We start from the raw sequence: 25,110 nt of genomic DNA on the forward strand, positions 1-25,110 counted from the left end.
CCAAGACTAATGGCGCAAATGGAGCTAATCTGATTTTCGTGTCCCATCATCGCCTGACCCCGAGCGTCCACCGGCAAAAAAACCAGCTGGCGGAGGCGCTGGGCGCGCTCCGGACAACGCTTGAGCTGCCGGGGCCGTTTCCCGAGGATGTGCTGCGGGAGGCTAAAGAGGCCGTGGCCAACCACCGGCTGCCGGAGCTGGATTTCACCCATATCGAGTTCGTCACCATCGATCCGGCGTCCTCCACCGACCTGGACCAGGCCCTCTTCATCGACCGCTCCGGCGAGGGCTACAAGGTCTTCTACGCGATCGCCGACGTCCCCTCCTTCGTGGCCCCCGGCGGGGCCCTCGACGCCGAGACCCGCCGCCGCGGCCAAACCATTTACACCCCGGACGGCCGGATCCCGCTGCACCCTGAAGTCATCAGCGAAGAAGCCGGCAGCCTGCTGGCCGGCCAGCCGTGTGCCGCGTTTGTGTGGGAGTTCGAACTGGATGCCGACGCCGAGGTCGCTGCGGTGCAGGTCCGCCGGGCCACGGTCCGCAGCCGGGCGAAGCTCAGCTACGCCGGGGTGCAGGCGGACCTTGACGCCGGCACCGCCGCGCCGGTGCTGCAACTGCTTCGGGAAGTCGGGATGAAGCGGGTTGAGCTGGAGCGGCTCCGAGGGGGCGCCAGCCTGAACATGCCGGAACAGGAAATCGAGCAGCTGCCCGACGGCGGCTACCGGATTGTCGCTGCCCCGGCCCTGCCGGTCGAGGACTGGAACGCGCAGATTTCGCTGATGACGGGGATGGCGGCCGCCGGAATCATGCTGGCCGGCAAAGTCGGCATCCTGCGCACCATGCCGGCCCCGGACGCCGCCTCGCTGGCGCACTTCCACCGCCAGACGCACGCCCTGGGCAAACCCTGGGACGGCGAAGTCAGCTACGGGGAGTACCTGCGCACCCTCGACCCCACCGACCCGCAGCAGCTTGCGATCGTGCACTCGGCCGGCATGCTGTTCCGCGGCGCAGGCTACACACCGTTCGACGGAACGGTTCCGGAGGCCGCCGTCCAGGCCGCCATCGGCGCCGCATACGCCCATTCCACGGCCCCGCTGCGCCGGCTGGTGGACCGCTTTGTGCTGGTGATCTGCGAGGCACTCAGCAACGGCACGGCCGTTCCGGCGTGGGCCCGGGAGGCCCTGCCCTCCCTGCCCTCGATTATGGCGGCCTCGGACCAGCTGGCCGCGAAGCTGGAACGCCTCTCCCTGGATACCGTGGAGGCGGCGCTGCTGGTCAACCACATTGGCCAGGAGTTCGACGCCGTCGTCATTTCCGGTTCCAAGAACGCCCGGAACGGGAAAAGCGCCGACGGGAAGAACGGCGACGGGAAAAGCGCCGACGGGAAGGGCGCCAACGGCAGGAACGGGAACGGCGGCAGCACCAAACCCGGCAACGGCAACGGCCCCTCCGGGATCGTGCAGATCGCCGAGCCTGCGGTGACGGCCCGCTGCCCCGGGGAACTGGAGCCCGGAACCCAGGTCCGGGTGCGGATTGTGTCCGCCGACATCGCCACCCGGGAGGTCCGGCTGGAGCTGGTGGGTTAGGCCCCGGATGGTGTTTCCCGCGCGCCGCCGCCTGCGGCAGTCGGGGATCCTTGCCGCATACGGCTAGACTGGAAGGGTAGATATGGATGCCCGGTCGTTGATTTCCTTGATTTTCGAATTCAACAAGCCCGCCCCTACGCGATCTTGAGTCAGACCCGCTGGTCCCCAGTGCCAGCATTTAGATAGCCCGCGATCGGCTTCCACTGGATTTGCCTGCGCGCCCGAGCGTGCTCCGGAACGGCCACTTGGCCGGCCCCGTTGAGCAAGCAGCGCAGCCCAAAATGAATAAGGAAACTCCCAGTTGAGTGAATTGCACACGCACCAGCTTCTGACCGACGAATCCGGAACGGAATCGATCGAGCCGGAAGAGACCATCATCTCGGACGAAAAGCCGCACGAGATCGCCGAGAAGACCTTCGCCGACTACAACGTCCGCGCGGACATTGTGGAGTCCCTCGCGGACGCCGGCATCACCCACCCCTTCCCGATCCAGGCCATGACCCTGCCCGTCGCCCTGGGCGGCCACGACATCATCGGCCAGGCGAAGACCGGCACGGGCAAGACCCTCGGCTTCGGCATTCCGGCACTGCAGCGCGTGATCGGCCGGGACGACACCGGATACGAAAAGCTCCCCGCCCCGGGCGCCCCGCAGGCCCTGGTGATCGTGCCCACCCGCGAGCTGGCCGTCCAGGTTGCCAGCGATTTGCAGAACGCCGCCCGCAAGCGCAACGCCCGCATCACCACCATCTATGGCGGCCGCGCCTACGAGCCCCAGATCGAGGCGCTGCAGCAGGGCGTCGAGGTGGTTGTCGGCACGCCCGGCCGCCTGATCGACCTCTACAAGCAGAAGCACCTGGTGCTGAAGAACGTCAAGATGGTCATCCTGGACGAGGCCGACGAAATGCTGGACCTGGGGTTCCTGCCCGACGTCGAGACCCTCATCGCCGGCACGCCGCCCGTCCGCCAGACGCTGCTGTTCTCCGCCACCATGCCCGGCCCGGTCATCGCCATGGCCCGGCGCTACATGACCCAGCCCACCCACATCCGCGCCGCCGACCCGGATGACGAGGGCCTCACCAAGCGCGACATCCGCCAGCTCATCTACCGTGCCCACAGCATGGACAAGGTGGAGGTCGTCGCCCGCATCCTGCAGGCCCGCGGCCGCGGCCGCACCATCATCTTCACCAAGACCAAGCGCACAGCCGCAAAGGTTGCCGAGGAACTCGTGGACCGCGGCTTTGCCGCCGCCGCCATCCACGGCGACCTCGGCCAGGGCGCCCGCGAGCAGGCCCTCCGCGCCTTCCGCAACAACAAGGTGGACGTCCTCGTGGCCACCGACGTCGCCGCCCGCGGCATCGACGTCGACGACGTCACGCACGTCATCAACTACCAGTGCGTTGAGGACGAGAAGATCTACCTGCACCGCGTCGGCCGCACCGGCCGCGCCGGCAACAAGGGCACCGCCGTCACCTTCGTCGACTGGGACGACATGCCCCGCTGGGGCCTGATCAACAAGGCCCTGGGCCTGAGCGTCCCCGAACCGGTGGAAACCTACTCCTCCTCACCGCACCTCTTCGAGGACCTCGACATCCCCGCAGGCACCAAGGGCCGTCTGCCGCGCGACAAGCGCGTCCTGGCCGGCGTCGACGCCGAGGTCCTTGAGGACCTGGGCGAGACCGGCAAGAAGAACACCGGCGGCCGCGACAGCAGCCGCACTGGCGGACGCGATAGCGGCCGCGACGGAAGCCGCAGCGGCTCACGGGACAGCGGCTCACGGGACAGCGGCTCGCGGGACGCTAACTCGCGGGGCGGCGCAACCCGCGACGGCGGCCGTGAATCCCGCCGCAGCGGCGGCAGCAAGGACAGCGCGCGCTCCGGCGACCGCCGTCGCCGTCCGGCCGAGGCGGAAGCCGCCACCGGCCCCGCCGCCGAGGCTCCGGCCCGGTCCGCCGCGAGCGCGCCGACCGAGGTTGACCGCGCCACCCGCGCCCGCCGCCGCACCCGCACCCGCCGCCGCAACGGCGAAGTGGTGGCCGGCGAGGCGCAGGCCGGGGCTCCGGCAAACAGCACCGAGGCCTAAGCCCCTGCATGGCTGAGACCGTCTGGGCGCCGGACGGCAGCAATCTGGTGGTACACGCTGACAACGCGGAGTACCTCCCGACGCTGCCGGACGGCGCCTTCACACTGATATACGTGGACCCGCCCTTCAACACCGGCCGCGTCCAGAAGCGCCAGGAAACCAGAATGGTGCTCAACGCCGGCGGCGTCGGTGACCGGGTCGGGTTCAAGGGGCGGTCCTACGACACGATCAAGGGCGCCCTGCACAAGTACGACGACGCGTTCAGCGACTACTGGTCCTTCCTGGAGCCGCGGCTGGTCGAGGCCTGGCGGCTGCTGGCCGACGACGGCACCCTGTACCTGCACCTGGACTACCGCGAGGTGCACTACGCCAAGGTCATGCTGGACGCCATCTTCGGCCGCGAATGCTTTCTGAACGAGATCATCTGGGCCTACGACTACGGGGCCCGCGCCAAGTACCGCTGGCCCACCAAGCACGACAACATCCTCGTGTACGTCAAAAACCCCGCGAAGTACCACTTCGACAGCGCCGAAGTGGACCGGGAACCGTACATGGCGCCCGGCCTGGTGACCCCGGCCAAACGCGAGCTGGGGAAGCTGCCCACCGACGTCTGGTGGCACACCATCGTCTCCCCCACCGGGAAGGAGAAGACGGGCTACCCGACGCAAAAACCCGAAGGGCTGATCCGCCGCGTGGTGGCGGCCTCCAGCCGCCCCGGCGACTGGTGCCTGGACTTCTTCGCCGGCTCGGGCACGCTCGGCGCCGTCGCCGCGAAGCTCGACCGGAAGTTTGTCTGCGTGGACCAGAACCAGCCCGCGATCGATGTGATGGCCAAGCGCCTCGCCCGGCACGCCGACTTCACCGTGTTCCCCACTTAGCCGCGTTGCCCCATCACCTGTGGTGCCTATTCCGGCCGGATAGGGACCGCGTCTGATAGCTCAAAGGGCGGGTTCAGGTCAGCGGACGACGGCGGTCCCGGTTCCCTGTTCCTCGATCCGGGCGAACACCTCGGGCGAGGTCAGGTTCTCGCCCAGCAGGTTCGGCTTCCCGGCCCCGTGGTAGTCGGAGGAGCCCGTGACCAGGAGCCCGTGCCGGTCCGCGAGCCTGCGCAGGAACGCCCGGCCCTCCTCGGGGTTGTCCCGGTGGTAGATTTCCAGGCCGGCCAGGCCGGCGTCGATCATGTCCCGGTAGGTGTCCTCCCCCACGATCCGTCCGCGGGAGGACGCCACCGGATGTGCGAACACCGGGACCCCGCCGGCGGCGCGGACCAGTGCGACGGCGTGGGCCGGGTCCGGCGCGTAGTGCTGCACGAAGTAGCGCGAGCGTGAGGTGAGGATGGACTCGAACGCCTCGGTGCGGTCCGCCACCACGCCCGCGGCCACCAAGGCATCGGCGATGTGCGGCCGGCCCAGGGTTGCCCCAGGAGCCACGTGATGGATGACATCGTCCCAGCTCAGCGGGTAGTCCTCGGCGAGCAGGCTGACCATCCGTTCGGCGCGGGTGAAGCGGGCGTCCTTGGCCTTGGTGATTTCCTCCAGCAGCCCGGCGTGCGCCGGATCGTGCAGATAACTCAGGAGGTGGACGCTGATGCCCTCCGAGGTCCGGCAGGAGATCTCCATGCCGGGAACCAGGGCCACGCCGTGGGCGCGGGCGGCGTCGGCTGCCTCGGCCCAGCCGTCAGTGGAGTCATGGTCGGTCAGGGCGACGACGTCGAGCCCCGCCTCCGCGGCCGAGGCCACCACCGCGCCGGGTGGCTGGGTGCCGTCAGAAACATTCGAGTGGGCATGCAGGTCGATCCTCACCCCACCAGCCTAGTAGATCGGCCGGCCGCGCTGTGCGGTCACCGCGGCCTGCGCCCGCTGGTACCGTTCCATCAGCGTCTGCTTTTCGGCGCTGGTGTAGTGGTGCTGCCCGATGCCCTCGCGGAGCTCGGCGAGCCCCGCCTGCAGGACGTGGCGCTGGGCGCCGGACCGGTCACACCAGCTGACTTCCTCGAACAGGGCCAGCAGGCGCAGGGCCACCTGCACGTCCTGCATCCCGTAGTGGCGGATCTGCGAAACCGCAGTGGACAGGAAATGTCCGAACCCCGGCCCGGCGAGGACGGCGCGGACGCTGCCGTCGCTGTCCTGCACGGTGCGGTCGCCGAGGTCCCGTTCCACCAGGTCGCACAGCAGGCTGGACAGGTGGCCTATGACGTGCACCGCCGTCGTGGGGTCGTTGGTGCCGGGCGAGAGGGCCCGCGCCCCGACGTCGGCCAGTTGCCTAAACCCGAAGGCGGGATCCTGGTCGTTCGTGCGTTCGAATCCCACCGTCACCGTGCCGCCGATCCGCCGGCTGAGGTCCTCGAGTTCAGCGGCGGTGAACCGTCCGGCGCCGGCCCAGACGGTGGCGAACGGGACCCCTGCTATGACCGAATCCCCCATACACGCGTTGATCCGGACCACGGCGCCCGCGTCCCGGGCCACTGCTGCCAGCCCCGGCTCGTCGATCAGGGTCAAAAAGCCCGACGTCGCCGCCTCGACCGGCTGGCCGTCCGGCGCGGCCAGGGCCTCCGGACCGGACAGGCTGCCCGCCGCGGCTGCTGCGTCCGTGTCCGGGGACGGCTTCCGGGCCAGTACGCGCTCAATCGTCGCGGCCGTCTCGGTGTGGACATTGCGCATCATGGTCTCCACCCGGATTTCGCGGGTCAGGTGGGCCAGGAAGAGAACCAGGCCTATGACGCTGGCGATGGCCAGGAGGAATGCAACCGTCACCGCGATGTCCGGGACGAACTCCGTCCCGCCGTCGGTGCCGCTCCGGACGCTCCGCAGGACGGTGAGTGAGTACGAGAAGGTCCCCAGGAAGAGGGCAAGGGTCCAGTGGACGAAGCGGTCGCTGGTGAAGGTGCGGAGCAGCCGCGGCGAGAACTGGCTGCTGGCCAGTTGCAGGGTGACCACCGTGAGGGAAAAGGTCAGGGACGTGACGGTAATCAGTGACCCGGAGATGGCTTCCAGCACCGACCGGGCCGCCGACGCACCGCCGCTGAAGAGATACACCTGCAGGACTTCGGGAAAACGCTCGTCATACGCCTGGTCCAGCGCCGGCAGCACCACCCCAAGCGCCACGGCGGCCGCCACCGCGAAAACCGGGATCGGCCACAGCCGGGAGCTGACCGCGGCCCGGAGCTTTTGGGTTCGCACCGGCGGAACGGACGGGGTCCTGGAATCATGCGCCATGCCGTCGAGTCTAAGCGCAGCCCCTGTTGGCCTCAGCCGCTGCGCTGGTGAGACTATGGATGCGTGAACGATGCAGATAACACCCCAGTCTCCGCTTCCCAGCCCCTCGACGAGCGCGTCAACAACCGCTCACAGCGGCCCAGTTCCGAGGCCTTCAAGGCGTTTATGGCCAGCAACTGGGCTCCGTCCCGGGAGCAGCTGCCGGAACGCGACGCCGTCGCCGGCCACGCGGCCACCCGCCGTCGCGCCATTTCAGAGCAGTTCAAAGGCGAACGCCTGGTCATTCCCGCCGGCCCCCTGAAGGTCCGGTCCAACGACTGCGACTACCGTTTCCGCCCGTACTCCGGCTTCGCGCACCTCACGGGCCTGGGCCTGGACCACGAGCCGGACGCGGTGCTTATCCTCGAACCCGTGGAGGAGGGCAAGGGCGACGACGGCGGCAACCATCACGCCACGCTGTACTTCCGCCCGCTGGCCGGCCGCGACACCGAACAGTTCTATGCCGACTCCCGCTCCGGTGAGTTCTGGATCGGTGCCCGCCCCACCCTGGCCGAGTTCAAGGCCCGCCTCGGGCTGGACACCGCCGACATCAGCGAACTCGAGCTCGGCATCACCAAGAACGTCGGTGCCCCCGAAATCGGCGGCATCTCCATCCGCCTGGTGCGGAAGGTGGACGAGAACATCGACGCCCTCGTGGACACCGCCCGCTACAACACGGCCAAAGACCCGGAGAACCTGGACCTGGGCGTCCTCGACGCCCTGGACGAGAAGCTCTCCGAAGCCCTCTCCGAACTGCGCCTGATCAAGGACGAGTGGGAAATCGAGCAGATGAAGGCCGCCGTCGCCGCCACCGTGCAGGGGTTCACCGAGGTGGTCAAGGTCCTGCCGCGGGCACTCACCCACCAGCGCGGCGAGCGCGTCGTCGAAGGCGCGTTCTTCGCCCGCGCCCGGGAGGAGGGCAACGAACTCGGCTACGACACCATCGCGGCCTCCGGCAACAACGCCACGGTGCTGCACTGGACCCGCAACACCGGCAAGGTCAACGCCGGCGAGCTGCTCCTGCTGGACGCCGGCGTCGAAGCGGACTCGCTGTACACCGCGGACATCACCCGCACCCTGCCGGCCAACGGCACCTTCTCCGAGGTCCAGCGCAAGGTCTATGAGGCCGTCCTCGACGCCGCCGACGCCGGCTTTGCGGCCGCGCAGCCCGGCACCAGGTTCCGCGACATCCACACCGCGGCGACCACCGTGCTGGCCGAGCGCCTCGCCGACTGGGGGCTGCTGCCGGTGTCCGTGGAGGAAGCCATCAGCGCCGACGGCCAGCAGCACCGCCGCTGGATGCCGCACGGCACCAGCCACCACCTGGGCCTCGACGTGCACGACTGCGCCCAGGCCAAGCGCGAGCTGTACCTCGACGGTGTACTCACCCCCGGCATGGTCTTCACCATCGAACCGGGCCTGTACTTCAAGGACGAGGACCTCGCCATCCCCGCGGAATACCGCGGCATCGGAGTCCGCATCGAGGACGACGTCCTCATGACCGCCGAAGGTCCGGTCAACCTCAGCGCGGCCCTGCCCCGCAAGGCCGACGACGTCGAGTCCTGGATGGCGGGCATCTACCAGGAGGCGGACAGCACCACGCCGTAACCCCGCGCCGGCGCCCGTTTCCGCCGCACACATGAAAGAAGGCCTCCGTCCCGGTCATGACCGGGTCGGAGGCCTTCTTTTATTCCGCGAAAAGGCGGCCGGTTACTGCGGCGAGCCCGAGCCGTCCTGGCCGGGCTGCTGCTTGGGCGCATCGGTGATGCGGACACCGTACTGCGGGCGGCCGTCCGGAAGGTCCGGGTAGGCGAAACCGGAGGGCTTGGCGGGCTCTTCCGGGGCCTGCTCGGCACCGGCGGGCGGCTGGGAGGACGGCGCAGCAGGCTGGCCCTGTGCCGGCTGGTCGCCGGGCTGCTGTCCGGCCGTGGGGGTCCGCTGGCCGTAGGGGTCGTTCCAGGCCGCGGGGCGCTGCGGGGCATGTCCCTGCTGCGGGCCCTGGCCCTGGCCGGGCTGGTACGGCTGGTGCTGGTAGTCGCGCTGGGGGTATCCGCCCGGCGCCGAGGCGTCATGCTGCGTCATGGGCAGCTGGTGGAGCAGCCGGCGCGCCTCATTGGCCGCTTCGAAGGACACCACAACGTCGTAGTTGGTGGCCACCACCTGGCTCGTGGAGGTGAAGTCGCGCTTGCCCTTCTGCATGGCGTACGTGACGATGCCGAACAGCATAAAGAACGCCGCGCCCATGAGCACGGAAGTCACGATCGAGAAGTAGCCCGGCGTGGTGGCGAAGAAGGACAGCATGATGCCGACGAACAGGCCGAACCACATCCCGCTCAGCGCCCCTGAGAGGGCCACCCGGGGGTAGGTGAGCCGGCCGGTGACCCGCTCCACCATCTTCAGGTCGTTGCCGACGATGGAAACCATCTGCACCGGGAACTGCTGGTCCGCGAGGTAGTCCACCGCCTTCTGGGCATCCAGGTAGGAGTTGTAGGACCCAACCGTGTCCCCCTTGGGAACACTGCGGGCCTCGTCCTGGCCATTGGGGGCACCAGCCCTGGGAGCACCAAAAATGTTTGACATACGCCTATTCTTACCTATCCTGCTGGGCACCGGCTGTAAATTCAGCTAAAAGAGAGCGGACTCGGTAGCCTGTACAGGTGAGCACAAATGTTTCGCGGGTGTTTGTCGCGCGCCTGCTCGGACTCGACGTCTTCGACCCGCTCGGTGACCGGCTGGGCCGGCTGCGCGATGTTGTTGTGCTCTCCCGCGGCACCCGCGGCGCCCCGCACGTGGTGGGCATCGTGGTCGAGGTCCCCGGGAAGAAAAGGGTCTTCGTGCCGATGACCCGGATCACCTCGATCGACCAGACCCAGATCATCTGCACCGGCCTGGTGAACCTGCGCCGCTTCGAACAGCGCGGGGCCGAGACCCTGGTGGTGGCCGAGATGTTCGACCGGCGGGTCACGCTGGCCGACGGCAGCGGGGACGCCACCATCGAGGACATCGCGATGGACAAGCACCGCTCCGGCGACTGGTTTGTCAGCAAGCTCTTCGTCCGCCGCGGCCACTCCCTGTCCCCGCTGAGCAGGCTGCGCCGCAACGAGACCCTCATCATTGACTGGGCCGACGCCCGGCAGGGGGCCCGCACCGAGCCGCAGGCCGCCACCCAGTTCGTGGCCACGCACGAGGACCTCAAGCCCGCCGACTTCGCCGAAGCACTGCAGGAGATGAGCGACAAGCGCCGGTTCGAGGTCGCCAGCGAGCTCCAGGACGAACGGCTGGCCGACGTGCTGCAGGAGATGCCCGAAGGCGACCAGGTAGAGATCCTCTCCGCCCTCGACGTCAACCGCGCCGCGGACGTGCTTGAGGAAATGGACCCGGACGACGCCGCCGACCTCCTCGCGGAACTCCCCAGCGACCAGGCCGAGGAACTCCTCCAGCTGATGGAACCCGAAGGCGCCGAGGACGTCCGCCGGCTCCTCGAATACGACGAGGACACCGCCGGCGGCCTGATGACCCCGGTCCCGGTCATCCTCCCGCCGGAAGCCACGGTCGCCGAAGCCCTGGCCCACGTGCGCCGCGAGGAGCTCTCCCCCGCCCTCGCCTCATCGATCTTCATTGCCCGGCCTCCCCTCGAGACCCCGACGGGCCGGTTCCTCGGCGTGGTCCACATCCAGCAGCTGCTGCGCTTCCCGCCGCCGGAACCGCTGGGAAACCTGGTGGACAAGACGCTGGAGCCGGTATCGGACCAGGCCCACATCAGCGAGGTGGCCCGCACGCTGGCCACCTACAACCTCAACTCGCTCCCCGTCGTCAACAGCGACGGTCGGCTTGTGGGGGCGGTGACTGTTGACGATGTGCTGGACCATCTGCTGCCGGATGACTGGCGGGCCCACGAGGACGATGCCCCGATAAGGAAGCTTGGAGGCCGCATTGGCTGATAACAGCGCACCCCGGAAGCCCCTCCCGCGGCAGGGCGGCAAGCCGGCCAAGGGTGGCCTCGACACCCCCCTGAGCGGCCGCCAGCGGATCCTGCCGAAGTTTTCGCCCAACCCGGACGCTTTCGGCCAGTCCACGGAAGGCTTCGCCCGCTTCATGGGCACGCCGCAGTTCCTGGTCTACATGACGGTGTTCGTCGTCGTCTGGCTGGCGTGGAACACCTTCGCCCCGGAGGCGTGGCAGTTTGATTCCCGGGCGCTCGGATTCACTTTGCTGACCCTCATGCTGTCGCTGCAGGCCTCCTACGCCGCGCCGCTGCTGCTCCTGGCGCAGAACCGGCAGGACGACCGCGACCGCGTCTCCCTGGAGCAGGACCGCCAGCGCGCGGAACGCAACCTCTCCGACACCGAGTACCTCACGCGTGAACTTGCCTCGCTGCGGATTGCCCTACGCGAAGTGGCCACCCGCGACTACGTCCGGGCCGAGCTGCGCAGCCTGCTCGAGGATATGCTGGAGGCGCAGGAGGAACTCCGCACCCATGATCCCTCGGCGGGCGTGCACGAGTCGCCGCGGGACAAAGTCAAGGACAAGAAGGACCGCCGGGACAAGCAGCGCAGCCCCCGGACCCAGCAGATCCCCCGGGTCAGGGCCGACGGCACCGGGCCCAGGGCCGGCAAGCGCGCCGACACCCCGCCGGACACCCTGCAGCCGGACACCGCCGGCGGCCCCCAGAACCCCGCTTCCCCCGAGAGCTGAGTATCCACCGCATGAACCCCACCCAGGACAGCAGTTTCCAGGGAACCAACACGCAGGACACTCCCCCTGCCTCCGCCGTGGAGAAGGCGGCCCGGGCCGCCCTCGCCGCCGTCATCGACCCCGAGCTCCGCCGGCCGATCACCGAACTGGGCATGGTGGACGCGGTGGAAGTCTCCGACGGCGGCCGGGTGCGGGTCACGGTGCTCCTCACCATCGCCGGGTGCCCCCTGCGCGGCACCATCACCGCCGACTGCGAGGCCGCGCTGTCCGCCGTTCCCGGGGTCACGGGCGTCGACGTCGAACTGAAGGTCATGACCCAGGAGCAGCGCGACGCGCTCAAGGAACAGCTCCGCGGCCCCGGCGGGCAGCGCGGGATCCCGTTCAACGAGCCGGGTTCCCTGACGAAGGTCTACGCCGTCGCCAGCGGCAAGGGCGGTGTGGGCAAGTCCTCCGTGACGGTGAACCTCGCCTGCGCGCTGGCTGCCCAGGGCCTCCGGGTGGGGATCGTCGACGCCGACGTGTACGGCTTCTCCGTCCCGGCGCTGATGGGCATCACCCAGGCCCCCACCCGCGTGGACGACATGATCCTGCCGCCCGTCGCCTACGGCGTCAAAGTCATTTCCATCGGCATGTTTGTCACCGGCAACCAGCCGGTCGCCTGGCGCGGCCCCATGCTGCACCGCGCCCTGGAGCAGTTCCTCACCGACGTGTACTTCGGGGACCTCGACGCCCTCTTCCTGGATCTCCCGCCCGGTACCGGGGACATCGCGATTTCCGTGGCGCAGCTCCTGCCGCAGGCGCAGATCCTCGTAGTGACCACGCCCCAGGCCGCCGCCGCCGACGTTGCCGAGCGAGCGGGCGCCATCGCCACCCAGACCGGCCAGAGCGTCGCAGGCGTCGTGGAAAACATGTCGTACCTGGAGATGCCCGACGGCGGCCGGATGGAGCTGTTCGGCAGCGGCGGCGGCGCCGTGCTCGCCGAACGGCTGTCCGCAACAGTGGGTACCGACGTGCCTCTGCTGGGCCAGATCCCGCTGGACATCCTGCTCCGCGAAGGCGGGGACACCGGGGTGCCCCTGGTGCTGGGGCGTCCGGACACGCCGTCAGCGGCCGCCCTCCTGGAAGTTGCCGGCAAGCTCGCGGCGGTCCCGCGCGGGCTCAGCGGAAAGCCGCTGGGCCTGCAGCCGCGCTAAGGCGTGATGCGGGCCCTTTAGGTGGCCTCGGAGTCGAAGGGAGCATCTTCGCCTTCGGGGAGCCGCTCCGCCACCCGGACCGGCCGGCGGTCGGCTGCCGCAGCGGAGGCCGCGACCACGGTGGCCGCAGCGGCCGGGGCGCCGGCGCTGACGGGCTTGGTGTCGTCCTCCAGCAGCGCTTCCTTGATGATCCTGCGCGGATCGTACTGCCGCGGATCGTACTTCTTCCAGTCGACGTCATCGATGTCGATGCCGACTTCTTCCTTGATCTGTTCCCGCGCCCCCGACGCCATCCGCCGGACTTCCTTGACGATGTTGGCCAGTTTCTGGGTGTATTCGGGCAGCCTGCTGGGACCAATCACCAGAAGGCCGATGATCAGCAGAAGTAAAAACTCCGGTCCATTGATTCCAAGCACTGTAGGAAGATTACCCTCTCAACCGGGACTGGGACGATTCGGCCGCGGCGCACGACGCGCGCCGTGGGAAGGACCTCCCGCTCAAGGCGCCAGCAGCTCCAGAATCCTGCCCAGCCCGCGCTCCAGCCGCACGGTGAAATCCGCGCCGGTACTGGAGCCGTCCGCGGCTGCTCCGGCTCCGTCGGCCGGGGCGGCTGTGCCAGGAGAGGGTCCGCCGCCGGCCCGCACCAGCGCGGCCACACCGTCGTCGGCCAGCTCCACGGGCTGGTCCGAGACTAAGGTGAAGGTGGCGCCGTCGGCCTGGTAGATGGCGGCGAAGGGGGCCCGGTGGTTCACCCACAGGGTCCCGCCGCGGGGACCCGTCCCGGCCGGCGCGGCGGTGAAGCCGTCCGCAGCCGCGGAGCGGCCCGTGAGCACGTTCACGGGAGCCAGCTGCTGGGCACCATTTTGCCGTTCGTCGGGGTGCTGTTCGACGATGGTGGCGAAATTCCGTCCGTCGGTGAGGCGGAGCTCCACGATGTCGGCACCGGACAGCACTCCGCCGCGGGCCCAGACCAGATGGTAGCCGAGTTCGCGGAACTCGGGGCACGTCCACCCCTCGGAGCGCAAGGTGGCGAGCTGCGCCGCGGTCAGTGCACCCTCCGGGGTGAAGTCCGGTTCGCCGGTGAGGCTCCAGCCCGCCGGCGCGCCGGGGCCAGCGTCGACGGCCGCCGGGGACGAGGCCGACAGGTCGCGTTGCAGAAACACCGGGGACCCAGCGCCGCCGGCCTGCGGTGCGGGATCCCCGCCCATCAGGTAGGCGGACCCGCCCAGCAGGGCGGTAGCTGCGGCCGCACCGCCCGCCGCCAGCGCCGCGGCCCGCAGCGCCGGGCGGCGCCGGCGTGCGGCCGGAACGGACACGGGACGGTACGGCGACGGCTGCCCGGCACCAGCCAGATCTTCCGTGCGGGCCAGTTCTTCCGTGCGGGCCAGCAGGCGCGCCGTCAGGTCATCGCTGGCGCGGGGAACCTCGGCGCGGCGGAGCCGCTCCAGGTACTGGCGCGCCCGGTGCTGCCGCAGCCGGCACTGCGCGCAGGACTCCACGTGCCGGGGCTGCCCGTCGTGGGGGCCCCGGACCAGCCGTTGCAGAAAACCCATGATGTGGTGGGGTATCTCTGGGGTCAGAGCAGGCCGGCGATGCGCGGCATCTTCAGGCGCGGTTTCAGCGACGACTTGGCGGACTCCTGCGGCCGCGGGTCGCGGTGGGCCAGTTTCTCCCGCAGCATGGTCCGGCCGCGGTGGATCCTGGAGCGCACGGTGCCCAGCTTGATGCCCAGGGCGACGGCCACCTCGTCGTAGGACAGGCCTTCGAGGTCGCAGAGCACCACGGCGGCGCGGAAGTCCGGGGGAAGCTCCTCGAGAGCGGCTTGCACGTCGACATCCAGGTTGTTGAACTCGAAGCTTTGCTCCGGTCCCGGCTCGCGGCCGGGCAGGCGGGATTCGGCGTCCTCGGCGAGGGCGTCAAAGCGGATCCGGTTCTTGCGCCGGGCCTGGTCGAGGAAGAGGTTGGTGGTGATCCGGTGCAGCCACCCGTCGAGCGTGCCGGGCTTGAAGTTATCGAGCGAACGGAAGACGCGGACGAACACTTCCTGGGTGAGGTCTTCGGCGTCGTACTTGTTGCCGGTGAGCCGGTACGCGAGGCGGTACACCTTCGCGGAGTGGTTGGTGACCACTTCCTCCCAGGTGGGACGGACCCATTCGGCATCTGCCGCGGGCCGGGTCTCTTCAGTTACAGGGACATCTGCCAGTACCGACATTGTCCGCTCCCCTCGTGGATGGTGCCTACGCCGTGGACGGTGCTTGCGGCTGCAAGCGCCTGCATCCTTTATTCGACGCCGATCACCACGCGGATGAGCGGATATCCATCATTTCAAAACAAGCTGGGAATTTGCTGACGTCCCGGGCCCTTCCGCCCACGGCGGAACCGGTGCCCGGCGCCGCGGCCCGGCCCGGCCGCGGGGCGGGGCGGGGCCCGGCCCGGCTCACGCAGGAGTGAGGGCCATCACGTCCGCGGCAGGGGCGCCTCCCGGCCGGGCTGCACCGGACACAGTACGCTGGGAGGAACAATCCCCCTGCCGCCCAGAAAGCGAAGTCCATGAGCGCCGATAAGTCCACGAGCTGGTCCTACGCAGAAGATCTGCCTGCCGAGGATGAGGTCCTGCTGCACGCGCGCGAACGGTCCTTCGAACTGGGCGTTACCCCCGTGGGCCCCGGCGTCGGTGCGGTCCTGACCGTGCTGGCCGCGGCGTCCAAGGCGCAGACCGCGGTGGAGATCGGGACGGGCGCGGGGGTCTCCGGCGTCTGCATCCTGCGCGGCCTGGGACCGCAGGCCGTATTGACCACCATCGACGTCGACGTCGAGCACCTGAAGGCCGCACGCGAGGCCTACCAGGAAGCCGGCAGCCCGGCGAACCGCACGCGGACCATCTCCGGCCGCGCCCGGGACGTCCTTCCCCGGCTGACGGACGGCGCCTATGACCTGGTCTTCATCGACGCCGACAAGCCCAACTACCCCGGCTACGTGGAACAGGCCATCCGCCTGCTCAAGTCCGGCGGCCTGCTGATCGTCAATGACGCCCTGGACCAGGACCGGGTCGCCAATCCGGCCGCCCGTGCCGCCACCACGGTGGTCCTTCGCCAGGTGGGCAAGGCCATCCGCGAAGACGACCGCCTGGCCTCGGCCATGCTGCCCACCGGCGACGGCCTGCTGGTGGCCGTGAAGAAGTAGCACCCCGCACTCAGCGGTCCTGACACGCAAAGAGGGGGCCTGAAACGCAAAGAGGGGGTCCGCAGCCATCCGGCTGCGGACCCCCTCTTCGTCAAAGAGTGCAGTAAAGCTATTCAGTGGCGCCGACGAGGCATTCCTTCAAGTTGGAAGCTTCGGCAGAGTTGAGTTCGACCACGAGCCGCCCGCCGCCTTCGAGCGGGACACGCATGATCAGGCTGCGCCCCTCCTTGGTCACTTCCATCGGGCCGTCGCCGGTGCGTGGTTTCATAGCCGCCATAAGGAATATCCCCTCCATTAGTCCAGTGACACACCAGCCCGGCCGGGCTGGTCCGCTAAGCCAATCAAGCCGCCCGGCGGCCGTGATGGAAGCCATCAGGGCCTTATACTCAGTTTGCTTCTTGTCCTTGCTTAGCTCCTATTATCGCGTAACAACGCGGCGGTAGCTAATCGTTGGACTTTTCGACGCGCCGCCTCATGACCCCGCCGGTGCTGATCCGGGAGGCGGAAAAGGTGCTGTGCGTCACGGCGGATAGTCGCCTCCGCCGGGCAACGGAGCCCAGGCCCAGAGCCAGACGATCCAGACGATCTGCAGAAGCACGAACATCACCACCACCGTGCCGCGGTACGCGCGGGAGCGCGAGATCAGGGCGGCGCTGAGGGCCAGCGGGAAGAGCGGCAGCAGCATGCGGAACGTGCTTGTCTGGGGGTGCAGGAAGAGCAGCAGGTAGCCCATGTAGCAGACGCACCACAGGCGGAGTTCCGTGCCCAGCGCCCGCACGGGACGGCACATCATGAACAGGGCGAACAGCGCAGCGAACACGAAGGGCGCCACGACGCCCAGCACCGGGCCGAAGAGCAGGATGCCGGTGTCGAACCACGGTTTGAACGGCACCAGGTCGTGGCCGCGCCACACGGTTTCGGTCTTGGTGTACGCGCGGATGTCCCCGGTGACGGCCCACGCGATTGCCGGCCACATGAGGGCGGCCAGGCCGCTGACCGCCGTCAGCCCGGCCAGCGACCACAGCTGCGAACGGGTGTGGGGCGCTGCTGCTGCGTGCCCTGGCTCTCCTGGTTCCGTCCCTGCCGGCTCCGTCCCTGCCGGCTGCGTCCCCGACGGTTCCGTTCCTGAAGGGGTTGGCAGGGCGGCGGGACGGCCCTGCCACAGGCGGTAGAGGAGCAGCAGCCCCACCATGGCCGCGAAGGGAACGCCGGTGGGCCGGGACAGGCACATCAGGACCACCACGGGCATGGCCCACAGGTACCGGCGTTCCACCACCAGCAGCAGGGCGGCGGCCAGCAGGAGAAGGTTCAGAGATTCGGCGTAGGGCACCTGCAGCACCGGCGAGACCGGGAAGGTGGCGACGAACACGGTTGCCCAGAGCGCAGTGCCGTGCCGGGCCCGCCGCCGGAAGAGGCTGTAGATGGCCAGCGCCGCGCCGAGCCCCGCCACCATGGCGATGAGCGTCATGCTGAACGCCGGGTGCATTCCGGTCAGACCGGCGAGCGCCCGCCCCAGGAACGGAAACAGCGCGTAGAACGCCCAGGCGTTCTCCTGCACCGTGCCCGCGCCGTCGGTCGGGAGGACCTCGGGGTAGCCGTTCTGGAGGATCTCGCCGTACCAGCGGGCGTCCCAGATGTTGACGAAGGACCAGTAGTCCGGCTTGGCCGGAAACCACGGGTTGACGCCCTGGTGCAGGGCTGCGGCCATAAAAATGCAGGCGCTGACCAGGCGGGCGGCGATGTAGAGGACGCTGACCTGGACCCACCAGGGCCAGCGGGCCGCCCGGTCGCCTGCCCGTGCGGCCCAGGACCAGGCTGCGGAACGGGGTTCCCGGGTGCCGGGGCTCTCCGCCGCCTCCGGCGCAGGGTGGTGCCGGGGTGCGGCCTCCGGCGCAGGGTTGTGCCGGGTTCCGGCCGGGTGGTCACCGCCCATGGGAGCGCCCCGGCTCGTGGCGCAGGCGGCCCAGTTCGGTGCCGAGGTCTGCGATCTTACGGTCTCTGGCGGCCAGCTGGTCCCGCAGTTCGTCCAGCACCTGGTCCACCTGGTCCATGCGGTATCCCCGCAGGCCCACGGCGAAACGGAGGCGGTCGACGTCGGACGGTTCCACGTCAGCCGGCAGCAGGACGGGCGGGAGGTTGGCCACCGGCTGGTCGAAGCCGTCATCGAGGGCACGCTGGCCGCCGTCGTCCCTGGGACGGCGGCCGCGGAAGAGACCGGACGCCCTGCCGGCGCCGAGGAGGAACGCGGCGCCGACCAGCGCGATCGCCAGGAACACCAGGAAGAAACTCACTCCCCCATGGTGCCAGACGGCGGCGGGTCCGGCAGGTGGCGCGTCAGCCCCGCGTGCCGCCGGCGGGCCCTGTCCCGTTGCCGGTGGTGCTGCCGTTGGGATTCCGGTGCCGGGCGGCGCCCTCGACCACCAGCTCCACGGCGAGCGCAGGATCGTCCACCACCTGCAGCAGGTCCAGGTCCTCCTCGGACATCATGCCCTCGGCCACCAGCGTGGTCTGGATCCACTCCACCATCGGGCTCCAGAACGCTGTGCCGACCAGGACGATCGGGAAGGAGGTCACCTTGCGGGTCTGGACGAGGACCATCGCCTCGAACAGTTCGTCCAGCGTTCCCAGGCCACCCGGCAGCACAATGAACCCCTGGGCGTACTTCACGAACATGGTTTTGCGGGCGAAGAAGTAGCGGAAGTTGATGCCCAGGTCCACCCACTGGTTCATCCCCTGCTCGAACGGCAGTTCGATGCCGAGGCCCACGGACACCCCGTTGCCCTGCACAGCACCCTTGTTGGCGGCCTCCATCGAACCTGGGCCTCCGCCGGTGATGACCGCCAGCCCGGCTTCGGCCAGCTGGCGGCCCACCTCGACGGCGAGTTCATAGTTCAGGCTGCCGGGAACGGTCCGGGCCGATCCGAAGACACTGACGGCCGGGCCCAGGTCCGCCAGGGCGCCGAACCCTTCCACGAACTCGCTCTGGATCCTCAGCACGCGCCACGGGTCCGTGTGGACAAACTGCCCCGGGCCTTTGGTGTCCAGCAGCGTCCGGTCCGACATGGTGACCTTGGCGGCTTTGCGGCGCAGTTCCAGCGGCCCCTTATGCCGTATGCCGGCCGCGGGCGGCGTGTCCCGGGTTTCACCGGCGGGACCGGCGGCCTGCGTGCCGGCCTGCCCACTTTCCTGCCTGTCGGCCTTTCCTGCCCGGTTTCCGGCGCTCTTTCCGGCTGGCGCCGGGATTTTCTGGTCCTGCGGATCGGTACTCATGCCCACAGGGTAACGCGGATGTCCGGCCGCGCCCGTCCCGGGAGGCACCGGCGCGCGGTCCCCGTGCCGGATCCCGCGGGCGGCCCCACAGCCCGGCCGGACCTGCCCGGCGGTGCCTGACCTGCAGGTATCTCTTGAATCACGATCTATAGGAAGTCGGAGTGATTGCGGTCATAACGCCGTAATGTTCGCTAGATTCTTCTTATGACTACTCAAGTGCCCGGCGACGCGCTCGTCTCCCTGAACGCCGTCAATAAGCATTACGGCCAGCTGCACGTCCTGAAGGACATCAACCTCAATGTCCGCAAGGGCGAGGTTGTTGTTGTCATCGGACCGTCGGGTTCCGGCAAGTCGACACTTTGCCGGGCCATCAACCGTCTCGAGACCATCGACGACGGCGTCATCAAGATCGACGGCAGGGAGCTTCCCGCCGAGGGCAAGGAACTCGCCAAGCTGCGGGCCGACGTCGGCATGGTGTTCCAGTCGTTCAACCTCTTCGCCCACAAAACGATCCTCGAGAACGTCACCCTCGGGCCGATCAAGGTCAAGGGCATCTCCAAGGCCGAGGCCGACAAGGAGGCCATGGCGCTGCTGGAACGCGTCGGCGTCGGGCACCAGGCGCCCAAGCTGCCGGCGCAGCTCTCCGGCGGCCAGCAGCAGCGTGTGGCCATTGCCCGCGCCCTGGCCATGAAGCCGAAGGTGATGCTTTTCGACGAGCCCACCTCCGCCCTGGACCCGGAAATGATCAACGAGGTCCTCGACGTCATGATCCAGCTGGCCAAGGAGGGTATGACCATGATCGTGGTCACCCACGAGATGGGGTTTGCCCGCAAGGCCGCGGACCGCGTCGTGTTTATGGCCGACGGCCAGATCGTGGAGGACGCCACTCCCGAGGAGTTCTTCACCAACCCCAAGAGCAGCCGCGCCAAGGATTTCCTTTCAAAGCTGCTGACCCACTGATTTCCGCTACGAGTTCGCACCCTGGCCGCCGCGAGGCGGCCGACCAATGAAAGGAATGTCATGAAGGCATTTTTGACCCGGAGGAAATCCCTTCTGGTGGCCGCCTCCGCAGCCCTGGCACTCAGCCTGAGCGCCTGCGGCGGCAGCAGCACCACGTCCAACCCGCCTGTCGCGGAGAAGCCGAGCTTCGCCGCCGACTCCACCATGGCAAAGCTTTCATCCGCCGACAAGATTGTCATCGGCACCAAGTTCGACCAGCCCCTGTTCGGCCAGAAGGGCCTCGACGGCAAGCCGGTCGGTTTCGACGTGGAAATCGGCAAGCTGATCGCCGCCAAGCTGGGCATCGCCGCGGACAAGATCGAATGGGTCGAGACGGTTTCGGCCAACCGCGAGCAGTTCATCAAGCAGGGCAAGGTGGACCTGATCGTCGCCACCTACACGATCAATGACAAGCGCAAGACCGAAGTGGACTTCGCCGGACCGTACTACGAGGCCGGCCAGGCGCTGATGGTGAACAAGGACAACACGTCCATCACCAAGCCCGAAGACGTCAAGGGCAAGAACGTCTGCTCCGTGACCGGTTCCACGCCGGCCGCCACGATCGTCGAGAAGTACGGTGCAGTCCTGGTTCCGGCCGCGACCTACTCCGCCTGCCTCGAGCCGCTGCGCAACAAGCAGGTTGAAGCGATCACCACTGACAACGTCATCCTGGCCGGTTTTGTGGCCAAGGAACCGGATGCCTTCAAGCTGGCATCGGATGAGACGTTCACGAAGGAGCCCTACGGCATCGGCCTGAAGAAGGACGACACCGCGTTCCGCATGTGGATCAACGACCAGCTGGAAGCCTTCGACAAGGACGGTTCCTACAAGAAGGCCTGGGAAGACACCGCCGGAGAGGTCATCAAGACCGCTCCCGCCCTGCCCACGATCGACCGTTACTAGCCTGGTGTGGCGGTTGCCGGGGTTCGCGCCCGACGCGGCTCCGGCAACCGCCATTCCCGTCTCCCGCTCCACTTCCCTCAAGGCAGCCTAAGGAACCTATGGACGTCATCATTGATAACCTTCCCGCATATGTGGACGGTTTTCTCAGAACCCTCTTCCTGTCCGTGGTCTCGGGGATCTTCGCACTGATTTTCGGCACGCTGCTCGCGGCGGCCCGGGTCTCGCCCATCGCCGCCCTGCGCGGCTTCAGCATGACCTACGTGGAGATCGTCCGGAACACCCCGCTGACCATCGCGTTCTTCTTCGCCGCCGTGGTCCTCCCCCGGCTTGGGGTGACGTTCCAGCAGTTCGAGGTCGCCGCCATCATCGCCCTGAGCGCCTACACCTCGGCTTTCATCGCCGAAGCGGTGCGCTCCGGCGTCAACAGCGTCCCGGTGGGCCAGGCCGAGGCCGCCCGCAGCATCGGCATGAAGTTCAGCCAGGTCCTCAACCTGATCATCCTGCCGCAGGCCCTGCGCACGGTAATCCCGCCCATGATCAACATCCTCATCGCCCTAGTGAAAAACTCCTCGGTGGCCGGTGCCTTCTACGTCCTGGAACTCTTCGGCTATGGCCGTCAGCTCGCCAACGCCAACGGCGACGCCGTGCTGTGGGTCCTCGTGGGTGTCGCCTTCTTCTACCTGCTGATAACCGTCCCGCTTGGCTACCTCGCCAACGTGGTTGAACGAAAGGTGGCGATCGCCCGATGAGCTCGGTCCTTTACGACGTCCCCGGCCCCAAAGCCCGCCGTGTCTCCCTGATCGGCTCCATCGTCGGCGCGGTCGCGATCGCCGGGCTTCTCTGGTGGGCGGTCTCCATCCTCGCCCAGCAGGGTATCTTCGAGCCCGAACGGTGGGCCGTTTTCCAGATTCCCGAGGTTTGGGTGCTGATCGGCAACGGGATCGTCGCCACCCTGACCGCCGCGGCGGTCGCCGCCGTCATTGCGTTCCCGCTGGGCCTGGTGCTGTGCCTGATGCGCATCTCCGACGTCGCCTGGATCCGGATCCCCACCCGGATCGTGCTGGAATTCCTGCGCGGCATGCCCGTGGTCCTGATGATGTTCTTTGTGCTGCTGGTGTTCGCCACCGGTTCGTTCGTCGCCGTCGTCGCCGGCCTGGTGCTCTACAACTCGGCGATCTTTGCCGAGATCATCCGCGCCGGCATCCAGTCCCTGCCCAAGGGCCAGCGCGAAGCCGGCCTCGCGATCGGCCTGACCAGCTTCGCGTCCCGCCGGAGCATCGAACTGCCCCAGGCGATCCGGCGTATGCTGCCGTCGCTCGTGGCGCAGCTCGTGGTGCTCCTGAAGGACACCTCGCTGGGCTACATCGTGTCCTACGAGGAACTGCTCCGCAAAGTGCAGATCATGGCCGACTTCCTCGGCCCGGACTACCTGTTCCCGGTGTTCTTCGTGGCGGCGGCGATCTACATCGCCATCAACTTCTCCGTCTCCCGGCTTGCGATCTGGATCGAGAAGCGCGGATCCCGGAAGGCCGCCGGCGGCATGGTGCATGTCCCCGTCGCGGGGATCCCGGCCAAGTAGGCCCCCGCTCACACAAATGGTCCGGAACCCCGCACGGGGTTCCGGACCTTTTGCGTTGGCGGCCCTGTTGTACCGGCGGCGCGTCCGCGCGGCGGCCCGGCGGGCTCAGGCGGCGAGCCAGCTCCGCAGCGCGCGCAGGCATTCGCGGACCGCGTCGGCCTCGACGTGCTCGTTGTCCTTGTGCGCCAGCAGCGGGTCGCCGGGCCCGAAGTTCACCGCCGGGATGCCCAGCTCACTGAAACGCGCGACGTCGGTCCAGCCGTACTTGGGTTTCGGCGCGGCACCGACGGCGGCCACAAAGGACGCCGCGGCGGGATGGCTGAGTCCCGGCCGGGCGCCGGCGGCACTGTCGGTCCGGACGACGTCGAACCCTGCCAGCAGTTCCTGCACGTGCTGCTCCGCCTCATCCGGGGTCTTGTCCGGGGCGAAGCGGTAGTTGATCTCCACGACGCACCGGTCCGGGATGACGTTGCCGGCGGTCCCGCCGTTGATCCTCACGGCGTTGAGGCTTTCCCGGTAGTCCAGGCCGTCCACGGTGACGGTCTGCGGCTCGTAGGTTGCCAGCCGGGCCAGGATGGGGGCGGCTGCGTGGATTGCGTTGCTGCCCATCCACGCCCGTGCGGAATGCGCGGCCTCGCCTGAGGTGGTCGCCTCGAACCGGATGGTGCCGTTGCACCCGCCTTCCACCGTCCCGTGGGTGGGTTCCAGGAGGATCGCGAAGTCCCCGCCGAGCAGGCTGCCGTGGTTGCGGACCAGCCGGCCGAGCCCGCTCTTGACCGCTTCGACTTCCTCGTGGTCGTAGAAGACGAACGTGACGTCCCGGTCCGGCTCCGCCCCGCCGTCGAACAGGCCGGCGGCCAGGGCCAGCTGCACGGCGACCCCGCCCTTCATGTCGGTGGCGCCGCGGCCGTAGAGGGCCCCCTCACCGGGCACCCCGGACGGCCAGTAGGACGGGACGGCCCCCAGGGACCCTTCAGTGGTGGGCAGCGGCACAGTGTCCAGGTGCCCGGCGAGGATCACACGCTCGGCACGGCCCAGGTTGGTGCGGGCGATGATGGAGTCGCCGTCGCGGACCAGCTCCAGCTGCGGGATGGCGCGGAGGGCATGTTCCACGGCGTCGGCCAGCTCCCCCTCCGCCCCGGAGACGCTGTAGATGTCGATGAGCCGGGCGGTCAGCAGGGCAACGTCCTGGCGCAGGTCCAGGCGTGCGGCGGCGGGGCGGGCGGTGGGGCGCGGGTTCAGGTCCGGGGCAGTCACCATCACACTTTATCGGTCTTCAGTTTCAGCCACCGCGGACGCCGTCTATAGACTTGGGGGCATGACTGAAACCGCTTCTTCCGCCGTGCCCGCAGACAACCGCTCCGCCTATGGTTACGGAGTCGCCACGATCGCCACCGGCAACGGGGACGCCACCGTGCTGGATGTCTGGTTCCCGGCACCGGCCCTCGGAATCGCGGCGGAAAACCTCCGCGACGTCGCCAACGCGGACCAGTCGCTGCTGGCCATCGCCGAGAACGGCGACGACGCCGACCGGGGCACCGAGCAGAAGGTCGTGTTCGTCCAGATCCACCTCGACGAAGCCCCCGCGGACACGGCGGACGCGTACCTGCGCCTGCACCTGCTCTCGCACCGGCTGGTCCGGCCCAACAGCATCAACCTCGACGGGATCTTCGGCAAGCTCCCCAATGTGGTCTGGACCAACTTCGGTCCCGCGCCCGTCGAAGGCTTCGAACTGACCCGCGCGCGGCTGCGCCGGCGCGGCGCCGTCACCGTGTACGGCGTGGACAAGTTCCCGCGCATGGTGGACTACGTCATCCCCACCGGCGTGCGCATCGCCGACGCCGACCGGGTCCGCCTGGGCGCGCACCTGGCCGAGGGCACCACGGTCATGCACGAAGGGTTCGTCAACTTCAACGCGGGCACCCTGGGCACGTCCATGGTGGAGGGGCGCATCTCCGCCGGTGTCGTCGCCGGTGACGGGTCCGACGTCGGCGGCGGCGCCTCCATCATGGGCACCCTCTCCGGCGGCGGCAAGGAAAAGATCTCACTCGGCGAACGCGTCCTGCTGGGCGCCAACTCGGGCGTGGGCATCAGCATCGGCGACGACTCCGTGGTCGAGGCCGGACTCTACGTCACAGCCGGCACCCGGATCCGCGTCGTGGGCGCCAGGGACGCCGACGGGGAGGACACGAGCCAGATCGTCAAGGCCGTGGAGCTCTCCGGTGTGCCGAACCTGCTCTTCCGCCGCAACTCCTCCACCGGTGAAGTGGAAGTCCTCCCCCGCAAGGGCCAGACCGTGGAACTCAACGAGGCCCTGCACGCCAACTGAGGTTGGGGCGGACAGCCTGACCCGTTAGAAGAATGTACC

General features: G+C 68.6%; 24 protein-coding genes. 13 read left to right on the top strand and 11 right to left on the bottom strand.

All coding sequences use genetic code 11. The annotated features are described in order from the left end of the window. Positions 1-38 precede the first annotated feature (38 nt). From ACTWQD_RS04935 to ACTWQD_RS04945, 3 genes are all read left to right on the top strand, one after another. Positions 39-1,586, top strand: a complete 1,548-nt coding sequence (locus ACTWQD_RS04935) for an RNB domain-containing ribonuclease (RefSeq protein WP_443195063.1) — start codon at positions 39-41, stop codon at positions 1,584-1,586. A gap of 301 nt (positions 1,587-1,887) precedes the next feature. Continuing rightward, positions 1,888-3,666: a DEAD/DEAH box helicase gene (locus ACTWQD_RS04940; RefSeq protein WP_443195064.1), complete on the top strand. Its 1,779-nt coding sequence runs from the start codon at positions 1,888-1,890 to the stop codon at positions 3,664-3,666. Between the two features lie 8 nt (positions 3,667-3,674). Further along, a complete protein-coding gene (locus ACTWQD_RS04945) occupies positions 3,675-4,544 on the top strand; it encodes a DNA-methyltransferase (RefSeq protein WP_443195065.1) in 870 nt (289 codons plus the stop codon). 78 nt (positions 4,545-4,622) lie between these two features. Here ACTWQD_RS04945 and ACTWQD_RS04950 read toward each other — a convergent pair whose 3' ends face one another. Both ACTWQD_RS04950 and ACTWQD_RS04955 read right to left on the bottom strand, forming a co-directional pair. Further along, on the bottom strand, positions 4,623-5,468 hold the full coding sequence (locus ACTWQD_RS04950) for a PHP domain-containing protein (protein ID WP_443195066.1): 846 nt from the start codon (positions 5,466-5,468) through the stop codon (positions 4,623-4,625). 9 nt (positions 5,469-5,477) lie between these two features. Further along, the gene (locus ACTWQD_RS04955) at positions 5,478-6,881 is read right to left on the bottom strand and encodes a DUF2254 domain-containing protein (protein WP_443195067.1); all 1,404 of its coding nucleotides are present in this window, start codon (positions 6,879-6,881) and stop codon (positions 5,478-5,480) included. A gap of 63 nt (positions 6,882-6,944) precedes the next feature. Between ACTWQD_RS04955 and ACTWQD_RS04960 the strand changes: the two genes are divergently transcribed. Continuing rightward, positions 6,945-8,528, top strand: a complete 1,584-nt coding sequence (locus ACTWQD_RS04960) for an aminopeptidase P family protein (RefSeq protein ID WP_443195068.1) — start codon at positions 6,945-6,947, stop codon at positions 8,526-8,528. Between the two features lie 102 nt (positions 8,529-8,630). On the opposite strand, the gene ACTWQD_RS04965 is transcribed toward ACTWQD_RS04960, so the two are convergent. Continuing rightward, positions 8,631-9,500 carry a general stress protein gene (locus ACTWQD_RS04965; protein ID WP_443195069.1) on the bottom strand — a complete coding sequence of 290 codons (870 nt, stop codon included), beginning with the start codon at positions 9,498-9,500 and terminating at the stop codon, positions 8,631-8,633. Between the two features lie 77 nt (positions 9,501-9,577). On the opposite strand from ACTWQD_RS04965, the gene ACTWQD_RS04970 reads away from it, so the two are divergent. Genes ACTWQD_RS04970 through ACTWQD_RS04980 form a run of 3 tightly spaced genes read left to right on the top strand, consistent with a single transcriptional unit; the run spans position 9,578 to position 12,808 of the window. After that, the gene (locus ACTWQD_RS04970) at positions 9,578-10,861 is read left to right on the top strand and encodes a magnesium transporter MgtE N-terminal domain-containing protein (RefSeq protein WP_066440376.1); all 1,284 of its coding nucleotides are present in this window, start codon (positions 9,578-9,580) and stop codon (positions 10,859-10,861) included. After that, positions 10,854-11,615 carry a DUF1003 domain-containing protein gene (locus tag ACTWQD_RS04975; RefSeq protein ID WP_443195070.1) on the top strand — a complete coding sequence of 254 codons (762 nt, stop codon included), beginning with the start codon at positions 10,854-10,856 and terminating at the stop codon, positions 11,613-11,615. The genes ACTWQD_RS04970 and ACTWQD_RS04975 overlap by 8 nt, the downstream gene beginning before the upstream one ends. Positions 11,616-11,626: 11 nt before the next feature. Continuing rightward, positions 11,627-12,808 (top strand): Mrp/NBP35 family ATP-binding protein, encoded by a 1,182-nt coding sequence (locus ACTWQD_RS04980; protein ID WP_443195071.1) that lies wholly within the window; start codon positions 11,627-11,629, stop codon positions 12,806-12,808. 17 nt (positions 12,809-12,825) lie between these two features. On the opposite strand, the gene ACTWQD_RS04985 is transcribed toward ACTWQD_RS04980, so the two are convergent. The 3 genes from ACTWQD_RS04985 to sigE form a co-directional block, all read right to left on the bottom strand. Then, complete coding sequence (locus ACTWQD_RS04985) at positions 12,826-13,224, bottom strand: Sec-independent protein translocase TatB (RefSeq protein ID WP_443195072.1); 399 nt, start codon at positions 13,222-13,224, stop codon at positions 12,826-12,828. Positions 13,225-13,305: 81 nt separating this feature from the next. Further along, positions 13,306-14,361: a hypothetical protein gene (locus ACTWQD_RS04990; RefSeq protein ID WP_443195073.1), complete on the bottom strand. Its 1,056-nt coding sequence runs from the start codon at positions 14,359-14,361 to the stop codon at positions 13,306-13,308. 23 nt (positions 14,362-14,384) lie between these two features. Further along, the gene (gene sigE, locus ACTWQD_RS04995) at positions 14,385-15,020 is read right to left on the bottom strand and encodes an RNA polymerase sigma factor SigE (RefSeq protein WP_443195074.1); all 636 of its coding nucleotides are present in this window, start codon (positions 15,018-15,020) and stop codon (positions 14,385-14,387) included. 338 nt (positions 15,021-15,358) lie between these two features. Here sigE and ACTWQD_RS05000 point away from each other — a divergent pair, with 338 nt between their 5' ends. Next, positions 15,359-15,991, top strand: coding sequence for an O-methyltransferase (locus tag ACTWQD_RS05000; RefSeq protein ID WP_443195075.1), 633 nt, complete (start codon positions 15,359-15,361; stop codon positions 15,989-15,991). Positions 15,992-16,100: 109 nt separating this feature from the next. On the opposite strand, the gene ACTWQD_RS05005 is transcribed toward ACTWQD_RS05000, so the two are convergent. From ACTWQD_RS05005 to ACTWQD_RS05020, 4 genes are all read right to left on the bottom strand, one after another. Further along, the gene (locus ACTWQD_RS05005; RefSeq protein ID WP_443195526.1) at positions 16,101-16,268 is read right to left on the bottom strand and encodes a DUF3117 domain-containing protein; all 168 of its coding nucleotides are present in this window, start codon (positions 16,266-16,268) and stop codon (positions 16,101-16,103) included. Between the two features lie 243 nt (positions 16,269-16,511). Beyond that, positions 16,512-17,924, bottom strand: a complete 1,413-nt coding sequence (locus ACTWQD_RS05010) for a hypothetical protein (RefSeq protein ID WP_443195076.1) — start codon at positions 17,922-17,924, stop codon at positions 16,512-16,514. Then, positions 17,914-18,282 (bottom strand): DivIVA domain-containing protein, encoded by a 369-nt coding sequence (locus ACTWQD_RS05015; RefSeq protein WP_443195077.1) that lies wholly within the window; start codon positions 18,280-18,282, stop codon positions 17,914-17,916. Before ACTWQD_RS05015 ends, ACTWQD_RS05010 begins: the two co-directional genes overlap by 11 nt. A gap of 43 nt (positions 18,283-18,325) precedes the next feature. Further along, the gene (locus ACTWQD_RS05020; protein ID WP_443195078.1) at positions 18,326-19,261 is read right to left on the bottom strand and encodes a TIGR00730 family Rossman fold protein; all 936 of its coding nucleotides are present in this window, start codon (positions 19,259-19,261) and stop codon (positions 18,326-18,328) included. Positions 19,262-19,465: 204 nt separating this feature from the next. Between ACTWQD_RS05020 and ACTWQD_RS05025 the strand changes: the two genes are divergently transcribed. From ACTWQD_RS05025 to ACTWQD_RS05040, 4 genes are all read left to right on the top strand, one after another. Next, positions 19,466-20,221 (top strand): amino acid ABC transporter ATP-binding protein, encoded by a 756-nt coding sequence (locus tag ACTWQD_RS05025; protein ID WP_443195079.1) that lies wholly within the window; start codon positions 19,466-19,468, stop codon positions 20,219-20,221. 60 nt (positions 20,222-20,281) lie between these two features. After that, positions 20,282-21,163, top strand: a complete 882-nt coding sequence (locus ACTWQD_RS05030; RefSeq protein ID WP_443195080.1) for a glutamate ABC transporter substrate-binding protein — start codon at positions 20,282-20,284, stop codon at positions 21,161-21,163. A gap of 98 nt (positions 21,164-21,261) precedes the next feature. Next, on the top strand, positions 21,262-21,912 hold the full coding sequence (locus ACTWQD_RS05035; protein ID WP_443195081.1) for an amino acid ABC transporter permease: 651 nt from the start codon (positions 21,262-21,264) through the stop codon (positions 21,910-21,912). Next, positions 21,909-22,742, top strand: a complete 834-nt coding sequence (locus ACTWQD_RS05040; protein ID WP_443195082.1) for an amino acid ABC transporter permease — start codon at positions 21,909-21,911, stop codon at positions 22,740-22,742. The genes ACTWQD_RS05035 and ACTWQD_RS05040 overlap by 4 nt, the downstream gene beginning before the upstream one ends. Before the next feature lie 105 nt (positions 22,743-22,847). Here ACTWQD_RS05040 and dapE read toward each other — a convergent pair whose 3' ends face one another. Further along, positions 22,848-24,002, bottom strand: a complete 1,155-nt coding sequence (gene dapE / locus ACTWQD_RS05045) for a succinyl-diaminopimelate desuccinylase (RefSeq protein WP_443195083.1) — start codon at positions 24,000-24,002, stop codon at positions 22,848-22,850. A 58-nt stretch (positions 24,003-24,060) separates the two neighbouring features. Here dapE and dapD point away from each other — a divergent pair, with 58 nt between their 5' ends. Next, on the top strand, positions 24,061-25,071 hold the full coding sequence (gene dapD / locus ACTWQD_RS05050) for a 2,3,4,5-tetrahydropyridine-2,6-dicarboxylate N-succinyltransferase (protein ID WP_443195084.1): 1,011 nt from the start codon (positions 24,061-24,063) through the stop codon (positions 25,069-25,071). Positions 25,072-25,110: the final 39 nt, after the last annotated feature.

The organism is Pseudarthrobacter sp. 1C304 (assembly GCF_052245515.1).
Taxonomy (GTDB): Bacteria; Actinomycetota; Actinomycetes; order Actinomycetales; family Micrococcaceae; genus Arthrobacter.

Coding starts and splice junctions, on each gene's coding strand:
- ACTWQD_RS05030 (WP_443195080.1), top strand. CDS start 20,282: ATGAAGGCATTTTTGACCCGGAGGAAATCCCTTCTGGTGGCCGCCTCC.
- ACTWQD_RS05010 (WP_443195076.1), bottom strand. CDS start 17,924: ATGGGCGGTGACCACCCGGCCGGAACCCGGCACAACCCTGCGCCGGAG.
- dapE (WP_443195083.1), bottom strand. CDS start 24,002: ATGGTGACTGCCCCGGACCTGAACCCGCGCCCCACCGCCCGCCCCGCC.
- ACTWQD_RS05035 (WP_443195081.1), top strand. CDS start 21,262: ATGGACGTCATCATTGATAACCTTCCCGCATATGTGGACGGTTTTCTC.
- ACTWQD_RS05005 (WP_443195526.1), bottom strand. CDS start 16,268: ATGGCGGCTATGAAACCACGCACCGGCGACGGCCCGATGGAAGTGACC.
- ACTWQD_RS05040 (WP_443195082.1), top strand. CDS start 21,909: ATGAGCTCGGTCCTTTACGACGTCCCCGGCCCCAAAGCCCGCCGTGTC.
- dapD (WP_443195084.1), top strand. CDS start 24,061: ATGACTGAAACCGCTTCTTCCGCCGTGCCCGCAGACAACCGCTCCGCC.
- ACTWQD_RS05020 (WP_443195078.1), bottom strand. CDS start 19,261: ATGAGTACCGATCCGCAGGACCAGAAAATCCCGGCGCCAGCCGGAAAG.
- ACTWQD_RS04980 (WP_443195071.1), top strand. CDS start 11,627: ATGAACCCCACCCAGGACAGCAGTTTCCAGGGAACCAACACGCAGGAC.
- ACTWQD_RS04990 (WP_443195073.1), bottom strand. CDS start 14,361: ATGGGTTTTCTGCAACGGCTGGTCCGGGGCCCCCACGACGGGCAGCCC.
- ACTWQD_RS05025 (WP_443195079.1), top strand. CDS start 19,466: ATGACTACTCAAGTGCCCGGCGACGCGCTCGTCTCCCTGAACGCCGTC.
- ACTWQD_RS04965 (WP_443195069.1), bottom strand. CDS start 9,500: ATGTCAAACATTTTTGGTGCTCCCAGGGCTGGTGCCCCCAATGGCCAG.
- sigE (WP_443195074.1), bottom strand. CDS start 15,020: ATGTCGGTACTGGCAGATGTCCCTGTAACTGAAGAGACCCGGCCCGCG.
- ACTWQD_RS04945 (WP_443195065.1), top strand. CDS start 3,675: ATGGCTGAGACCGTCTGGGCGCCGGACGGCAGCAATCTGGTGGTACAC.
- ACTWQD_RS05000 (WP_443195075.1), top strand. CDS start 15,359: ATGAGCGCCGATAAGTCCACGAGCTGGTCCTACGCAGAAGATCTGCCT.
- ACTWQD_RS04955 (WP_443195067.1), bottom strand. CDS start 6,881: ATGGCGCATGATTCCAGGACCCCGTCCGTTCCGCCGGTGCGAACCCAA.